15 protein-coding genes and 1 tRNA gene are annotated in these 14,753 nt (G+C 62.7%); 5 read left to right on the top strand and 11 right to left on the bottom strand.

Annotated elements, in window-relative coordinates:
- The first annotated feature begins 194 nt into the window (after positions 1–194).
- Positions 195–719, top strand: coding sequence for a pyridoxamine 5'-phosphate oxidase family protein (locus KHO23_RS24210; RefSeq protein WP_211613867.1), 525 nt, complete (start codon positions 195–197; stop codon positions 717–719).
- Positions 720–779: 60 nt separating this feature from the next.
- Here KHO23_RS24210 and KHO23_RS24205 read toward each other — a convergent pair whose 3' ends face one another.
- From KHO23_RS24205 to KHO23_RS24190, 4 genes are all read right to left on the bottom strand, one after another.
- On the bottom strand, positions 780–2,345 hold the full coding sequence (locus KHO23_RS24205) for a DEAD/DEAH box helicase (RefSeq protein ID WP_211613866.1): 1,566 nt from the start codon (positions 2,343–2,345) through the stop codon (positions 780–782).
- Between the two features lie 233 nt (positions 2,346–2,578).
- Complete coding sequence (trhA, locus tag KHO23_RS24200; RefSeq protein WP_211613865.1) at positions 2,579–3,199, bottom strand: PAQR family membrane homeostasis protein TrhA; 621 nt, start codon at positions 3,197–3,199, stop codon at positions 2,579–2,581.
- Positions 3,200–3,321: 122 nt separating this feature from the next.
- Positions 3,322–4,620: a c-type cytochrome gene (locus KHO23_RS24195; protein WP_211613864.1), complete on the bottom strand. Its 1,299-nt coding sequence runs from the start codon at positions 4,618–4,620 to the stop codon at positions 3,322–3,324.
- Positions 4,621–4,641: 21 nt separating this feature from the next.
- Positions 4,642–5,373 carry a c-type cytochrome gene (locus KHO23_RS24190; protein ID WP_093635543.1) on the bottom strand — a complete coding sequence of 244 codons (732 nt, stop codon included), beginning with the start codon at positions 5,371–5,373 and terminating at the stop codon, positions 4,642–4,644.
- A 369-nt stretch (positions 5,374–5,742) separates the two neighbouring features.
- On the opposite strand from KHO23_RS24190, the gene copC reads away from it, so the two are divergent.
- Complete coding sequence (gene copC / locus KHO23_RS24185) at positions 5,743–6,120, top strand: copper homeostasis periplasmic binding protein CopC (protein ID WP_211613863.1); 378 nt, start codon at positions 5,743–5,745, stop codon at positions 6,118–6,120.
- Positions 6,117–7,046, top strand: a complete 930-nt coding sequence (locus tag KHO23_RS24180) for a CopD family protein (protein WP_211613862.1) — start codon at positions 6,117–6,119, stop codon at positions 7,044–7,046. The genes copC and KHO23_RS24180 overlap by 4 nt, the downstream gene beginning before the upstream one ends.
- Before the next feature lie 96 nt (positions 7,047–7,142).
- Here the strand turns inward: KHO23_RS24180 and KHO23_RS24175 are convergent, their stop codons facing one another.
- The 3 genes from KHO23_RS24175 to dgoD all read right to left on the bottom strand — a co-directional run bounded on the left by KHO23_RS24175 (position 7,143) and on the right by dgoD (position 9,139).
- On the bottom strand, positions 7,143–7,373 hold the full coding sequence (locus tag KHO23_RS24175; protein ID WP_211613882.1) for a YodC family protein: 231 nt from the start codon (positions 7,371–7,373) through the stop codon (positions 7,143–7,145).
- Between the two features lie 26 nt (positions 7,374–7,399).
- Entirely contained in the window at positions 7,400–7,702 is a 303-nt protein-coding gene (locus KHO23_RS24170; protein WP_211613861.1) for a hypothetical protein, read from the bottom strand.
- A gap of 288 nt (positions 7,703–7,990) precedes the next feature.
- Positions 7,991–9,139 carry a galactonate dehydratase gene (gene dgoD / locus KHO23_RS24165; protein ID WP_211613859.1) on the bottom strand — a complete coding sequence of 383 codons (1,149 nt, stop codon included), beginning with the start codon at positions 9,137–9,139 and terminating at the stop codon, positions 7,991–7,993.
- Positions 9,140–9,434: 295 nt separating this feature from the next.
- Between dgoD and KHO23_RS24160 the strand changes: the two genes are divergently transcribed.
- A complete protein-coding gene (locus KHO23_RS24160) occupies positions 9,435–10,112 on the top strand; it encodes a FadR/GntR family transcriptional regulator (protein ID WP_328821998.1) in 678 nt (225 codons plus the stop codon).
- A gap of 45 nt (positions 10,113–10,157) precedes the next feature.
- On the opposite strand, the gene KHO23_RS24155 is transcribed toward KHO23_RS24160, so the two are convergent.
- Positions 10,158–11,645, bottom strand: a complete 1,488-nt coding sequence (locus KHO23_RS24155) for a DHA2 family efflux MFS transporter permease subunit (RefSeq protein ID WP_407946069.1) — start codon at positions 11,643–11,645, stop codon at positions 10,158–10,160.
- 199 nt (positions 11,646–11,844) lie between these two features.
- Between KHO23_RS24155 and KHO23_RS24150 the strand changes: the two genes are divergently transcribed.
- Positions 11,845–12,288, top strand: a complete 444-nt coding sequence (locus KHO23_RS24150) for a MarR family winged helix-turn-helix transcriptional regulator (protein ID WP_211613855.1) — start codon at positions 11,845–11,847, stop codon at positions 12,286–12,288.
- Positions 12,289–12,435: 147 nt separating this feature from the next.
- Here KHO23_RS24150 and KHO23_RS24145 read toward each other — a convergent pair whose 3' ends face one another.
- The 3 genes from KHO23_RS24145 to KHO23_RS24135 form a co-directional block, all read right to left on the bottom strand.
- Complete coding sequence (locus tag KHO23_RS24145; protein WP_211613880.1) at positions 12,436–12,789, bottom strand: hypothetical protein; 354 nt, start codon at positions 12,787–12,789, stop codon at positions 12,436–12,438.
- Between the two features lie 85 nt (positions 12,790–12,874).
- Positions 12,875–12,951 (bottom strand) — tRNA-Met (locus tag KHO23_RS24140).
- Between the two features lie 86 nt (positions 12,952–13,037).
- Positions 13,038–14,696: an MFS transporter gene (locus tag KHO23_RS24135; RefSeq protein WP_211613853.1), complete on the bottom strand. Its 1,659-nt coding sequence runs from the start codon at positions 14,694–14,696 to the stop codon at positions 13,038–13,040.
- Positions 14,697–14,753 lie beyond the last annotated feature (57 nt).

Here is a 14,753-nt window from a genome sequence, read left to right as displayed (position 1 = left end):
AGCTCAGGATCGGGTTTCACTCGTTTGTTGCGTTTCGCTACGGTCATCGTCGCTCCTGTTACTGACAGTCTCCTGCCAAATGACCGTTTACACAAAACTAATTACACCCTCCGCGGGCCATTTTTTTCGAGGCATGATGGATCCATGCAACCCTCGCAATCTGCTTTTAACCGGATCGTGACCGGATCGATACGATGAGCGATTCTCCTTCACCCGAACGTCCGCTCGAACAGAATGTGTTCGACGAATGGCCCGACGCCGTCCGCGCGCTATTCGACGGTTCGTCTCTGGCGAGCAAGACGGGATTCACCGCGTCGCTGCTGACCGTCGATGCGAACGGTCATGTGCGCACGTCGCTGCTCGGCGTTGGCGAGCTGTACGCGCCTGATTCCCGCACGCTGTGCATCGCATTGTGGCCGCAGGCTCGGGCGGCGCGCGTGATCGCGCAAAGCGGCCAGGCCGCGCTCACGTTCGTCTGCGACGAGGCGTTCTATCAGGTGCAGTTGCGTTGCACGCCGCTAGCGGGCGCGACAGGCGACAACGGCGGCCTCGTGTACCTCATTGGCTCGATCGACACAGGGGAGGCGCAGAGCGTGCGTTATGCGCGCCTGACAAGCGGCATTACGTTCGAACTGGAAGGGGAAGGAGAGGCGGTGCTCGATCGATGGGAACGGCAGATCGAGCACCTGAAGCAAGCTGCCGCTGCGGCTAGCCGGTAGTCTGGGACGACGGCTAGCGAGCAGGCAGTGCCTGAAACTTAGGGGCCACTAAGCGGCCACTTAGCGGCCGCGCTGACCGCTGCGCGTAGGCTGGCCGCCACGCGGGCCGTCGTTGCGCGGCTTTGCGCCACCCAGCAACGCACCCGGATTGCCGCCTTGCGGCTTTGCGCCCTGCGGCTTCGCGCCCTGCGGCTTGCGCGGGGCGTGTTGCGCAGCGCTGCCTTCGTGCGCCGCTGCACGCGGCTGGCCGTCATGGCGCTGGCCGTCGCGGCGCGGCTGACCGCCGTTGCCGGCCGGCTTCGCACCTTGCGGCTTCGGCTGCTGCTGACCATTCGACGGACGTTGCCCCGAACGTTGCGCCGGCTTTGCCGACGACGATGCGCCGTCACGTTTCGGCGCACCTTGACCTTGACGCGGCGAACGGCCACCACCGCCACCGCCACCCTGGCCGCGACGCAGAATCGGCTCCGGCTTTGCGGTCGGATCCGGTTCGAAACCGGCGATCACTTCCTGCGGCACCGGACGCTTGATCAGCTTCTCGATGTCCTTCAGCAGTTGCAGTTCGTCAACGCACACCAGCGAGATCGCTTCGCCCGTCGCGCCTGCGCGACCTGTGCGGCCGATGCGGTGCACGTAGTCTTCCGGCACGTTCGGCAGATCGTAGTTGACCACGTGCGGCAGTTGATCGATATCGATGCCGCGGGCCGCGATGTCGGTGGCGACCAGCACTTGCAGCGTACCGTCCTTGAACTCGGCGAGCGCACGGGTACGGGCTGACTGGCTCTTGTTGCCGTGAATCGCCAGCGCGCTGATGCTGTCTTTGGTCAGCTGTTCGGCGAGGCGGTTTGCGCCATGCTTGGTGCGCGTGAACACCAGCACCTGGTGCCAGTTGTGTTGCTTGATAAGGTGCGTGAGCATTTCACGCTTCTTGTCGCGGTCGACCGGGTGAATCTTCTGCGCGACCGTCTCAGCCGTCGTGTTGCGGCGGGCGACTTCGATCAGCGCCGGCGAGTCGAGCAGATTGTCGGCGAGCGTCTTGATCTCGTCGGAGAAGGTGGCCGAGAACAGCAGGTTCTGACGCTTCGGCGGCAGCTTCGCGAGCACGCGCTTGATGTCGTGGATGAAGCCCATGTCGAGCATGCGGTCAGCTTCGTCGAGCACCAGAATCTCGAGATGCGACAGGTCGATGGTCTTCTGCTGCATGTGGTCGAGCAAACGGCCCGGCGTCGCGACGACGATGTCCACGCCGCTGCGCAGCGCGCCGATTTGCGGATTGATGCCGACGCCGCCGAACATCACGGTCGACTTCAGCTTCAGGTACTTGCCATAGGCGCGCACGCTTTCTTCGACCTGTGCGGCCAGCTCACGCGTCGGCGTGAGGATCAGCGCGCGCACGGCGCGCTTGCCCGACGCCGTGGTGACGGCGGGCATGGTGTTCAGGCGCTGCAGGATCGGCAGCGTGAAGCCGGCGGTCTTGCCGGTGCCGGTCTGCGCGCCGGCCAGCAGGTCGCCGCCGTTCAGCACGGCGGGGATCGCTTGCGTCTGGATCGGAGTCGGGGTGGTGTAGCCGAGTTCGTGTACAGCGCGGACCAGCGGTTCGGACAAGCCGAGGGAATCAAAAGACATAAATGCTCTTTGCAATGCAGTTTCGCGAACGGCACACAGGGGCCTGATCCGGCCCAAGCGGGCTCAAACAGGCACAAGCACGGCATGAACACGCCCGCATGGCGCGTTCGAGGCCGAAGCCTAGTTCCGGTCGCAGAGAAATCGGCGGCACGCTTCATACGCGTGCCGAATGCTTCAACGCGCTATGCAGACACGTTGACTGGCCTTAAGTTGCATTTCGCCGCCGTGGGATGTCACGCGACGTAGCGCGCAACACTGACGAATTGACACAGACTGCCCGCCAGTACGAACAGGTGCCAGATACCATGTCCGTGCCGGATGCGCTCGTCGTTGATGAAGAAGTAGATACCGACGCTGTAGATGATCCCGCCGGCCACGAGCCAGGCGGTACCCGCTGCTGGTAAAGCTTGAACCAGCGGGCGGACGGCAACGAGCGCGAGCCATCCCATCAATACATACAGCACCATCGAAACGCTGCGGGTGCGTCGCCCGAGCGTCAGTTCCTGCACGATGCCGAGAGCGGCGAGCCCCCAGCTTACGCCAAATAGCGACCAGCCCCACGGTCCGCGCAAGGTGACAAGCGTGAACGGGGTGTAGCTGCCGGCGATCAACAGGTAGATCGCCGAATGGTCGCATTTTTGCAGAACCGCTTTGACACGCGGGTTGCGCACGCTGTGGTAAAGCGTCGAGATAGCATACAGCACGATCAGCATCGCACCGTAGACACTGAAACTCACCACCTTGTACGCGTCGCCGTCGAGCGCGCCCATTGTCACGAGCGTAGCCAGCCCCGCCACCGACAGCACGGCGCCGACGAGATGGGTAATGCTGTTGAAACGCTCACCGACATGCACGGCTCTTTCCTCCTGCGCGGTTCCATCAGGGTTTATACCACCCACATGATACCGGTCCTGAAAAAACGAAGGGCGCGGCCGCGTTATTTCGCAGGCCGCGCCCCAGGTGCATCTCGCGCTGCTTAGTCGAGCGGCGCCGAACGCAGATCAGACACTTGCTGCGGCGACACAGCCGTACCGTGGTTGCCCCAGGACATACGAATGTACGTCACGACGGCGGCCACTTCCGTGTTCGACAGCGCCTGAGCAAACGGCGGCATGCCGTACGGATGCGGATTGGCTTCCGTGCTCGGCGGGTAACCGCCGTTCAGCACCATACGGATCGGGTTGACCGCCGACGGCATCTGGATCGACTGGTTGTTCGCGAGCGGCGGGAAGGCGTGTGGCATGCCGAGGCCATTTTCCGCGTGGCACTTCGCGCAGTTGTCAGCGTAGATCTTCTGACCCTGCTTCAACAGTTCGCCACCGAACTTTTCCGAAGTTTCGAGCTGCAGCGGTTCCGGCGCTTCGCTCTTCTGCGGAATCGTCTTCAGGTACGTGGCCATCGCGTTGATGTCCTCGTCCGACATGTACTGCAGGCTGTTGTGAACCACTTCAGCCATCGGACCGAACACCGCGCCGCGCTGCGATACACCGGTCTTCAGCAGGTCGGCGATATCTTTGGTTTCCCAGTCGCCGAGGCCGGCTTCCTTGTTCGACGTCAACGACGGTGCATACCAGTTCTGCAGCGGGATCAAGCCGCCGGCGAACGCAGCCGAGTTGACCGGGCCGCCCATTGCATTGATCGACGTGTGGCACATGCCGCAGTGGCCGAGGCCTTCGATCAGGTACGCACCACGGTTCCATTCGACCGACTTGGTCGGATCAGCCTTGTACTCGCCTTCGCGGAAGAACAGCGTGCGCCAGCCGATCAGCATGTTGCGCTGGTTGAACGGGAATTTCAGTTCGTGCGGACGGCTCGGCACGTTGACCGGCGTAACCGAGCGCAGGTACGCGTAGATCGCGTCCGAGTCGGCGCGCGTGACCTTCGTGTAGCTCGTGAACGGGAAGCCCGGATACAGCAGGCTGCCGTCTTTCGAACGGCCCGTATGCATCGCACGGTAGAAGTCGTCCTGCGTCCACTTGCCGATACCGTACTGGTCGTCAGGCGTGATGTTCGGCGTGAACATCGTGCCGAACGGCGTCAGCATCGGCAGGCCGCCGGCAAACTGCTTGCCGCCGCGCACCGTGTGGCAGGCGATACAGTCGCCGGCACGGGCGAGGTACTCGCCCTTCTTGATCAGCGCGGCCTGGTCGGCGGGCGTGGCCGCCATGGCCGTGCCGTTATGCAGGTTGTCGCCGCCCGACCACAGGACGGGAACGAGTGCGGCAGCCGCTACGACGACGACTGCCGAGAGGGCGAACAAAGACTTGCGTTTCATTTGAGTGTCTCTCCCGGTGCCTTATTGCGGTTCGCTGCCGCAGGCAAGCGGAGTCTTCAACGAGCGGGCCGGAGCCGGCACGGGGTTTTGTGGAGCCTTTTGCGTGGAAAGCCAGGCAGCAACGGCGTTCACGTCTTCGTCAGTCAGGCGGGTGGCGATGGTGTGCATGCAATCCGGTGCGATGGCATGGCGCGAGCCCGAACGCCATGCGCCCAATTGCGCGCTGATGTAGTCAGCATGCAGGCCGACCAGACCCGGGATAGCGGGTTCCATGCCGGTCAGCGCCTTGCCGTGGCAAGCCGCGCAAGCCGGAATCTGTTTGGATGCGTCGCCGTTCAGGACGATCTGCTGGCCGCGCGCAACGATGCTCGCCGACACGGTCGGCTTGGCCGGCGTGGGGTACGGCGGACGTTGCTGCGAGAAGTACGTTGCGATCTGATGAAGGTAGTCGTCAGAAAGATACGTGACGAGATAGTTCATAGGCGGGTACTTGCGGCGCCCTTCGCGGAAGTTCTGCAACTGGTTGTACAGATAATCAGCCGGCTTGCCCGCCAGACGCGGGAAGTAGTCGTTGTCAGTACCTTGGCCATGCGAGCCGTGGCAGGCCGTGCAGCCTTGCACGCGCGCTTCCATCGTATCGGGGGCCTTCGGTTGAGTCTGCGCTTTCGCAGCGCTATAGACACCCGCGGAGCCGATCAGCAGAAGGGCAAGCAACGGGCGGAAAATGCGTCTTGAAGACACGCGTAACTCCATCAAAATCGGGGACCTGACCGAACTTCGAGCGGCTCGGTGTGAAGGGCAGCCGGCGCTGCGGCGACGCGGAATTCTATCATCGAAGGGTGATGGTGACTATTTGCCACATTAGAGAAGGTTCCAGCTGTCACAGGCATGCGACAGTTTGACGCGTACCACCGGCTGGCAAGTGGCCCGGTCGTCTCAATTTTGTTCGCGGGATCGCCGGCGCACGTGCCGTCCCGGCCGGTTTGTGAAACAAAGCAGGTTGAACCGACGCGCGCGCCAACTATCGAAGCGTACACTTCCGGGCGCGCCGGCGTCTGTTCGAAGCACACGCCCCTTGGCTCAACGTCCATTGTTTTACTTTCCACAAGCTATCGGCCTTACATGAAGCTATTCAATTTTTCCCGTCCGGCGCTGCGTGCGTTGACGCTCGGCGCTGCTGCGCTGGTCATGACGTCCACGGCTTTCGCGCATGCGCATCTGGTGTCGAGCGAGCCGGCGGCGAACGCCCAGGTGGCCGCCGTCACTGAAGTGACGATCCGTTTCACCGAGCCGCTCGAACCGGCTTTCAGCAAGATCGAACTGAGCGACGCGAGCGGCAAGCCCGCCGCGTCGGCTGCGGCGCAAGTCGACAAGAGTGATGCAAAGGTGATGCATCTGGCGCTGCCGCCGTTGACGGCCGGCCGCTACGCGGTGCGGTGGACTGCGGTTGCCACGGACGGCCACCGCACCCAGGGCGACTTTGCGTTCATCGTCAAATGAGCATGGACGGACTGTGGATCGGGCAGGTCGCCATGGCCGCGCTCATGAATGTCGCGTTTGCGTTTGCCGTCGGATCGGCGTTGCTCGGCGCGTGGCTCGCCAAAGACGCGCAGGTCAAGATCGCGCCGGCACGGCCCGCCTGGTTGCGCGCGCAACGGTCGATGCTGACGGCCACCGTCGTGCTGGTGCTCGCGGATCTTGGCTGGCTGTTGTATCAGGCGGCGTCGATGAGCGGCGTGGCGTTGCCGTCGGCTATCGGCGTGGTGCCGACCGTGCTGACGCAAACCCATGTGGGCTATGGCTGGAGCGTGGCGTTTGCCGGCGCGCTGGTGTTGCTGGGCACGGCCATGGCCAGTCATACGGGCATGCTGCGCAATGCGCTGCTGTGGCTCGCGGTGATCGCGATCGCGGCGGGCAAGGCGTCGCTTGGGCATGCGGCCGACGCCGGCCCCGCGTCGGCGGCAATCGGCATGCAGACGTTGCATGTGCTGGTCACGAGCGTCTGGGGTGGGCTGGCGATGGCGGCGGGGCTCTCGGTCCTGCCGGCGCTCGGCACGTCGACCGCCCGTGGGATGCTGATCCGCACGGCGACGCAGGTGTCGAACGTATCGGTGGTGGCCGTCGGACTGGTGCTGCTTACCGGTATCTTCAATGCCGTGCGCGGTTCGGGCGGCTCATTCGAAGCGATCCAGATGAGCACGTGGGGCCATGTGTTGACGCTGAAGCTTGTGCTGGTCGCGCTTGCGCTGGTGCTCGGCGGACTCAACCGCTTCCTGGCGCTGCCGCGCCTGCGCCGCACGGCCTCGACGATGGACGCGCATACCTTCGTCAACGTGCTGTATCTTGAGGCGCTGGCGATAATCGGCGTGTTCGTCGCAGCGGCGGTGTTGTCGCACAGTGTGCCGGCATTCGCCGCGTTGGGCTGAAACTAAAAAAAGCGCCGCACTGCAAAGGCGTGCGGCGCAATACACACGGTCGCCCGGCGGTGGCCGGCTGATCCGTTGCTACTCTGCTATTGCCCTCTAGGCGGCGAGCGCGTTGTGCACCCGTGCGAGCGTCTCCTCGGGAAACATCTCCTGCTGCAGTTCGCCGTCGTTGCCGAACCACTGGCAGATCAGCCAGTTGCCCGGCGCGAACAGCACCGGTCCGCTCCAGGTGGCAGTCATTGGGCGTCCGCCGGACCTGAGCGTCAGGATGTCGCCGGCGCGGTAGGCGGGTTTAGTGGGTCTTGAAGGTCTCTTTCCCAGTCGCATGGTGAGCATCTGTTCGATGAACCCGGTTATTCGAGGCCGAGCCGATGCCCGAGAATCGGCGCGCAGAAGAGCGCGATCGCGCAACCCGCTGCCTTGCCTTCCAGTTCCGCGCCCGCGGCGCGCGAGCCGTACATGTGCGTCAGCAGATCGAAGAGCTGCGGCAGGCAGTACAGCACCGCAGCCGCGATAAAGCACTTTTCGACCACAGAGATACGCCAGCCGCGCTCATAGGCGAGCATCGCGCCGAAGATGCGAAGCACGCCGAACACCACCAGCGCGCCGACGGCGGCCTGTTCACGGAGCAGATAGTCTGGAAGGAATTCGCCCATGATGTTCCCCGATGCATGTGTTGTTTGAATGCATTTGAGCAAGGAGTGGGCCATGCGTATGTCCGATGTCGAACAAACGGCGGGAAAGCCTTTCTGGGTAAGGCTTTGCGCAATGTGGAGCCGGGGTGTTTGAAAAGCCCGAAAGGGTGGATTCAGACCATTTCGGTCCGTGATGTTACGTAACTGCGACGCCGCGCGCGTCACGGTCCCGTAACGCGTGCGCCGAGCGCTGGAAAAAAAACGCCGCCCGTAGGCGGCGCTTCATCAAGCCGTTAAGCCGTCACACATTTACCATTCCGCGACGCTGCCATCTTCGTGGCGCCACACCGGATTGCGCCAGCGGTGGCCGATCTTTGCCATCTCACGCACCTTCTCTTCGTTCACTTCGATACCGAGTCCCGGGCCTTGCGGAATCGACACGAAACCGTCTTCGTATTTGAAGACTTCGGGGTTCCTGATGTAGTCGAGCAGGTCGTTGCCCTGGTTGTAGTGAATGCCCAGGCTCTGTTCCTGAATGAACGCGTTGTAACTCACCGCGTCGATCTGCAGGCAGGTGGCCAGCGCAATCGGACCCAGCGGGCAGTGCAGCGCGAGCGCGACGTCGTACGCCTCGGCCATCGAGGCGATCTTGCGGCACTCGGTAATTCCGCCCGCGTGCGACGCGTCAGGCTGGATGATGTCGACGTAGCCGCCCGACAGGATGTGCTTGAAGTCCCAGCGCGAATACAGACGTTCGCCCAAAGCGATCGGCGTGTTGGTCTGATTGACGATGTCGCGCAAGGCTTCCGCGTTTTCCGACAGCACCGGCTCTTCGATGAAGAGCAGTTTGTACGGGTCGAGTTCTTTGGCCAGCACTTTCGCCATCGGCTTATGCACGCGGCCGTGGAAGTCCACGCCGATGCCGATGTTCGGTCCAACCGCTTCGCGCACGGCGGCGACGTTGTTGATGACGCCTTGCACCTTGTCGAAGGTGTCGATGATCTGCAACTCTTCCGAGCCGTTCATCTTCACCGCCTTGAAGCCGCGTTCGACCACGGCGCGCGCGTTGTTCGCGACGTCGCTCGGACGGTCGCCGCCGATCCACGAATACACCTTGATCCTGTCGCGCACCTGGCCGCCCAGCAGCGCATGAACCGGCACGCCGTGATGCTTGCCTTTGATGTCCCATAGCGCCTGGTCAACACCGGCGATCGCGCTCATCGTGATCGGGCCGCCGCGGTAGAAGCCCGAGCGATACATCACCTGCCAGTGGTCTTCGATCAGCAGCGGGTCTTTGCCGATCAGGTAGTCGGACAGTTCCTCGACGGCGGCTGCCACCGTATGGGCGCGGCCTTCGACCACCGGCTCACCCCAGCCGACGATGCCTTCGTCAGTCTCGATCTTCAGGAAGCACCAACGCGGCGGGACGATGAAGGTTTCGAGCTTGGTGATTTTCATGGCGTGCGTCTCCTTGCGGCCTGGGTGCCTGCGTGTGCAGGCAATTTCGAGGATTCACATGCTACAACAAAAGCGCGTTTAAGTACTATTAATAGTACTATTGGCCAAATAGTGGCCGGGCGTTCGTCGAGATGGTTGAAGCGGCTGGATACTCGCCGGGCGACGGCGAGGCCGCGTCCGAGCGCCGGAGCGGCGCCAAAGCCATAGGTTGGCAGGTTGAGATGCCGGATAATCGCGGTCCATTCCGGGCTCAGGTCCGATATCAATAGCGCCGAGAGGCTGCTGGGAGAAAGCTATTCAGCACGATCTGCATGGGCGCGTCGCCCATCTGCTGGCAACCGCGATTCTGCGCGGCGACTACGCGCCCGACTCGATCCTGCCGCGCGAGGCCGAGTTGATGGACACCTTCGGCGTGAGCCGCACGGTATTGCGCGAGGCGCTGCGTACGCTCACGTCGAAAGGGCTGATCGAATCGCGTCCGCGGGTGGGCACACGGGTGCGGCCGAAACACGCGTGGAATCTGCTCGATGCCGACGTGCTCGACTGGTATTCGCGCGTGGCCGAGCCCATGGCCTTCGCGCTCAAGCTTCAGGAAATGCGCGAGATGATCGAGCCGTACGCCGCGGGTCTGGCGGCGGCCTCGCACACGGACGACACCTTCAACGCGCTGGCGGCAGCGCATGCGTCAATGGTCGCAGCGCGCAATGTCGATGAATGGGTGCGCGCCGACCTGCAGTTTCATCTGAGCGTGCTGACGGCATGCAGCAACGAATTGTTGATTCCGCTTGGCACGCTGATCGAGCGCACGTTGGAGGCGCAGCTACGCCTGAATGCGAAACGCGCGGATGTGTTCAACGCGTCGCTGGCCGAGCACGCGGCGGTGTTCGAAGCGATCCGCGACCGTGATGCGGTGGCGGCGCGCGAGGCGATGGCGGGATTGCTGGGCGTGACGCGCGGAAGAATCGAAGCGTGAGCGTGGGGCGAATGCGCCGTCTTCCATTGGACGCCGTCATCGTGCTCAATCCATCGCCGCATGCGCCACCGACGCGTCCGGCGCCTGGCGTGCCGGACGGATCAACACCAGCAGCGGAATGACCAGCAGCGTCGCCACGAACATCAGTTTGAAGTCGTTCAGATAGGCGATCATCGACGCCTGCTGCGTAATCGACGCGTTCAGCACCGCCAGGTCGTAATTCGAGCCGCTGTTGAGCATCGGCTGGATCGCCGGATTGAAGGGCGTGACATTCGCCGCGAGGTCGGCATGCGAGACCTGCGTGTTGCGCGTCATCAGCGTCTGCACGATCGAAATGCCGATACTGCTGCCGATATTGCGCATCAGGCTGTACGTCGCGGTGCCGTCCGCGCGCAGCTCCGGCGCGAGCGTGGAAAAGGTCAGCGCGCTCAGCGGCACGAACACGAGACCCAGGCCAAAGCCCTGGATCACGCCGGGCCAGACAATGTCCGATGCCGACAGCACGATCGTGTACTGCATCATCTGCCAGAGCGCAAATGCGGAGATGAGGAAGCCGGCGAGCAGCAACAGCCGCGCGTCGATCCGCTTCAATAGCCGCCCGGCAAACAGCATCGCGACCATGGTCCCTGCGCCGCTCGGCGCCGTGACGAGACCCGTGGTCGCGACCGGATAGTTCATCAGGTTCTGCAGCATTGGCGGCAGCAACGCGCGCGTCGCGTACATCACCGCGCCGATCACGAAGATGAAGAACGTGCCGGTGGCAAAGTTCGGGTCCTTCAGCAACTCGTACTTGAAGAACGATTTCTTGCCGACCGTTGCCGTATGCACGAGGAAGAACGCGAAGCTGATCGCCGCGACCAGCGCCTCGATGACGATCTCATTCGAGCCGAACCAGTCGAGTTGCTCGCCGCGGTCGAGCATTGCCTGCAGCGCGCCGATGGCGAGACCCAGGGTGGCAAAGCCGAACGCGTCGAACTTCGCGTCGTGCTTCGGTTCGCGCGCAGGCAGGAAGGTGGCTACGCCGAACAGGGCAAACGCGCCGATCGGCACGTTGATGAAAAACACCCAGCGCCAGTTGTAGCTATCGGTGAGCCAGCCGCCGAGCGTGGGGCCGAGAATCGGTCCGACCATGACGCCCATGCCCCAAACGGCCATCGCCTGGCCCTGCTTTTCGCGCGGATTGATGTCGAGCAGGATCGACTGCGACAGCGGCACCAGCGAGGCCCCGAAAATCCCTTGCAGCAAGCGCGACGCGACGATCTGCGTCAGCGTTTCCGACAACCCGCACAGCGCCGAGGCCACCGTAAAGCCGCCGATCGAAAAGATCAGCAACCGCTTGACGCTCAGCCGGTCGGACAGCCAGCCGGTCAGCGGTGTGGCGATCGCGGCCGCGACAATATACGAGGTCAGCACCCACGTGATCTCATCCTGCGACGCGGACAGCGTGCCCTGCATGTGCGGCAGCGCGACGTTGGCGATGGTGCTGTCGAGCGTCTGGATCAGCGTGGCGAGCATGATCGCGACGGTGATCATCGGCCGGTTGAGCGGGGCGGCGGCGCTCGTCGGCGTGGAGTCGGGGGACATGGGAAACCGGGGTCGTCAAAATTAGTAAGCATGCTTACTATATCGGCTTCAAGCGTATGCGCCCACCAGGAATTATGCGGAGCCTGAACTGCGCCCGTTTTAGCCCATCCCGACGATGACAAACCGAAGCCTTTCGTATAATCCGCGCATGACCACCCAACTCGAAGAACGCTTCGGCTTTCTGATTTCCGACGTCGGCCGCCTGACAGGCAAGCGTTACGACGATCTCGCGAAGTCATCGGTCGATCTGACGCGCGCGCAGTGTCGCGTGCTGGCCAACCTCGCCCATTACGGCGACGTTAATCAGGCGCGACTCGCGGACCTGCTCGAAGTCGCGCCGATTTCGGCGGGACGTTTGCTGGATCGCATGGAAGAGGGCGGCTGGATCGAGCGCACGGCCAATCCGCAGGATCGCCGCGAGCGCCAGGTCCGCATGACGCCCAAAGCCGAACGGATGCTCGGCAGGGCCCGCAAGGTAGGCGATGAAGTCGCGCTCGAAGCGCTGAACGGTTTTGCCGACGAAGAATCGAAGCAGCTCATCGCGCTGCTGCAACGGGTGCGCGGCAATCTCAGCCGGCTGGTCGATCGTTGAGTGTGACGATTCAGGTGATCCGCTGCTTGCGTGATGCAAGCAGCGGGCGCGTGCCGGGCGCGCGAAACGCGGTATCGCGAACAAGCTAGCGTGCGCTAGCTCTTGTTATGGCATACGCAGATGAATCGCAGCAGCCAGGTTCACCGCTTATTTCGATTCGGGCGCGGCGCCAGACGGTTGAACCAGTTCGAAGCAGGCCGCCTTTGATTTCGTATCGGGTTGCGCCGGATCGATGCATTTGAACGCGCTCTGGTCGCGTTGAACAAAAATGGTATCGGCTGTGCCGACGCTGCCGTGTGCGCCATTGATCACGGCGACGATTTTGTAGCCGTCCTGTAGCAAAGTCGAAAGCGTAATTGGACTGGTACGCCACTGATTGTCGGGCGGCGTTTGGGCGTTGGTTTGGGTGTTGGTTTGGGCGTTGGCGGAGAGCGCCGATGCGGCGCTGAAAAGCGCGATGGATGCGGTGGCCACGGCAAGCGCGGCGGTGCGGAACGTCATCAAGAAACCTCCTTGAAGTTGCTGTTTGGAAAGCCAAAAACAAAAAAGCCGCTGATCTTGTGGATCAGCGGCTTTTTCTTGCAACTGGTGGCGAATCAGGGACTCGAACCCCGGACCTGCGGATTATGATTCCGTCGCTCTAACCAACTGAGCTAATTCGCCGAAAGAAGCGAGATTATGAGGATAGGGCCGGGGGCTGTCAACCCCCGGCGCGCAACTTTTTCAAGTTGCCCCGTCCGTCAGGCGTTTCAGTCCTTCGCGTAGATATCCGAGTCCTTGGTTTCCTTGACGAACAACACGCCGATCACGAGTGTGGCGAGCGCGACCACAATCGGATACCACAGGCCCGAGTAGATGTTGCCCTTGGCTGCCACGATCGCGAAGGCGGTTGCCGGCAGGAAGCCACCGAACCAGCCATTGCCGATGTGATACGGCAGCGACATCGAGGTATAGCGGATGCGCGTCGGGAACATCTCCACCAGCATCGCCGCAATCGGCCCATAGACCATCGTCACGTAGATCATCATGATCGTCAGGATCACCACGGTCATCGGCCAGTTGATCTGCGACGGATCGGCCTTCGGCGGATAGCCGGCGGTTTTCAGCGTGCCAGCCAGGGTCTTGTCGAACACCTTGCCCTGGTCCTTGGCGTCGGCGGCCTTGCCGTCATACGTGTTGATTACCGTATCGCCCACCTTGATCTCCGCCAGCGTGCCCGCCGGCGCCGCGACGTTCTCGTAGTTCAAGCCGGCTTTCGAGAGCGCGCTCTTGGCGATGTCGCAGGAGCTCGTGAACTTCGCGGTGCCGACCGGGTTGAACTGGAACGAGCATTCGTCCGGATTCGCGATCACGACAATCGGTGATTTAGCGGTAGCTGTTTCCAGCGCCGGGTTCGTGTAGTGAGTCAGCGCCTTGAACAGCGGGAAGTACGTGCAGGCGGCAATCAGCAGGCCAGCCATGATGATCGGCTTGCGCCCGATGCGGTCCGACAGCGAGCCGAAGAACAGGAAGAACGGCGTGCCGATCAGGAGCGCGATCGCGATCAGGATGTTGGCCGTCGCGCCGTCGACCTTCAGCGTCTGCGTCAGGAAGAACAGCGTGTAGAACTGGCCCGTGTACCAGACCACGGCCTGGCCAGCGGTCAGGCCGATCAGCGCGAGGATCACGATCTTCAGGTTCTTCCATTGACCGAATGCTTCGGTCAGCGGCGCCTTCGAGGTCTTGCCTTCAGCCTTGATGCGCGCGAACACCGGCGATTCATTCAGTTGCAGGCGAATCCACACCGACACGCCGAGCAGGATGATCGACGCGAGGAACGGAATGCGCCAGCCCCAGACGCCGAACGCGTCTTCGCCCATGGCCGTGCGCGCACCGAGAATCACTAGCAGCGACAGGAACAGGCCGAGCGTGGCGGTCGTCTGGATCCACGCGGTGTAGAAACCGCGGCGTCCTGCCGGCGCGTGTTCCGCGACATAGGTTGCCGCACCGCCGTATTCGCCGCCGAGTGCAAGACCCTGCAACAAACGCATCGCGATGAAGATCACCGGCGACGCAATGCCGATCGACGCATAGCCGGGCAGGAAGCCGACCAGGAAGGTCGACAAACCCATGATCACGATCGTGATGAGGAAGGTGTACTTGCGCCCGACCATATCGCCGAGGCGTCCGAACACGATCGCGCCGAACGGCCGCACCGCGAAGCCCGCGGCGAAGCTGAGAAGCGTGAAGATGAAGGCGGCAGTCGGATTGACGCCGGAGAAGAAGCTCTTGCTAATGAAGATTGCCAGTGAGCCGGCCAGATAGAAGTCGTACCACTCGAAAACCGTACCTAGCGACGATGCGAAGATCACCCGCTTCTCATCGTGCGTCATCGGCGCGTGGGAGAGTTGCCCGCCAACGGTAGCCATAAGTTGTCTCCAATATTGATATATACACGCGGTCCGCCGGCAAAGGCGTTCCCGTAA

Source organism: Paraburkholderia haematera, assembly GCF_905220975.1.
In the GTDB taxonomy this organism is placed as follows: domain Bacteria; phylum Pseudomonadota; class Gammaproteobacteria; order Burkholderiales; family Burkholderiaceae; genus Paraburkholderia; species Paraburkholderia haematera.
Note: the sequence above shows the minus strand (reverse complement) of the source record. Positions and strands in the feature narration are given on the sequence as shown.

What these genes read in the sequence shown, in the direction of transcription:
- KHO23_RS24170 (WP_211613861.1), bottom strand. Translation starts at nt 7,702, where the DNA reads ATGGGCGAATTCCTTCCAGACTATCTGCTCCGTGAACAGGCCGCCGTC.
- copC (WP_211613863.1), top strand. Translation starts at nt 5,743, where the DNA reads ATGAAGCTATTCAATTTTTCCCGTCCGGCGCTGCGTGCGTTGACGCTC.
- KHO23_RS24195 (WP_211613864.1), bottom strand. Translation starts at nt 4,620, where the DNA reads ATGAAACGCAAGTCTTTGTTCGCCCTCTCGGCAGTCGTCGTCGTAGCG.
- KHO23_RS24205 (WP_211613866.1), bottom strand. Translation starts at nt 2,345, where the DNA reads ATGTCTTTTGATTCCCTCGGCTTGTCCGAACCGCTGGTCCGCGCTGTA.
- KHO23_RS24155 (WP_407946069.1), bottom strand. Translation starts at nt 11,645, where the DNA reads ATGATCACCGTCGCGATCATGCTCGCCACGCTGATCCAGACGCTCGAC.
- KHO23_RS24175 (WP_211613882.1), bottom strand. Translation starts at nt 7,373, where the DNA reads ATGCGACTGGGAAAGAGACCTTCAAGACCCACTAAACCCGCCTACCGC.
- dgoD (WP_211613859.1), bottom strand. Translation starts at nt 9,139, where the DNA reads ATGAAAATCACCAAGCTCGAAACCTTCATCGTCCCGCCGCGTTGGTGC.
- KHO23_RS24150 (WP_211613855.1), top strand. Translation starts at nt 11,845, where the DNA reads ATGACCACCCAACTCGAAGAACGCTTCGGCTTTCTGATTTCCGACGTC.
- KHO23_RS24210 (WP_211613867.1), top strand. Translation starts at nt 195, where the DNA reads ATGAGCGATTCTCCTTCACCCGAACGTCCGCTCGAACAGAATGTGTTC.
- KHO23_RS24180 (WP_211613862.1), top strand. Translation starts at nt 6,117, where the DNA reads ATGAGCATGGACGGACTGTGGATCGGGCAGGTCGCCATGGCCGCGCTC.
- KHO23_RS24135 (WP_211613853.1), bottom strand. Translation starts at nt 14,696, where the DNA reads ATGGCTACCGTTGGCGGGCAACTCTCCCACGCGCCGATGACGCACGAT.
- KHO23_RS24145 (WP_211613880.1), bottom strand. Translation starts at nt 12,789, where the DNA reads ATGACGTTCCGCACCGCCGCGCTTGCCGTGGCCACCGCATCCATCGCG.
- KHO23_RS24190 (WP_093635543.1), bottom strand. Translation starts at nt 5,373, where the DNA reads ATGGAGTTACGCGTGTCTTCAAGACGCATTTTCCGCCCGTTGCTTGCC.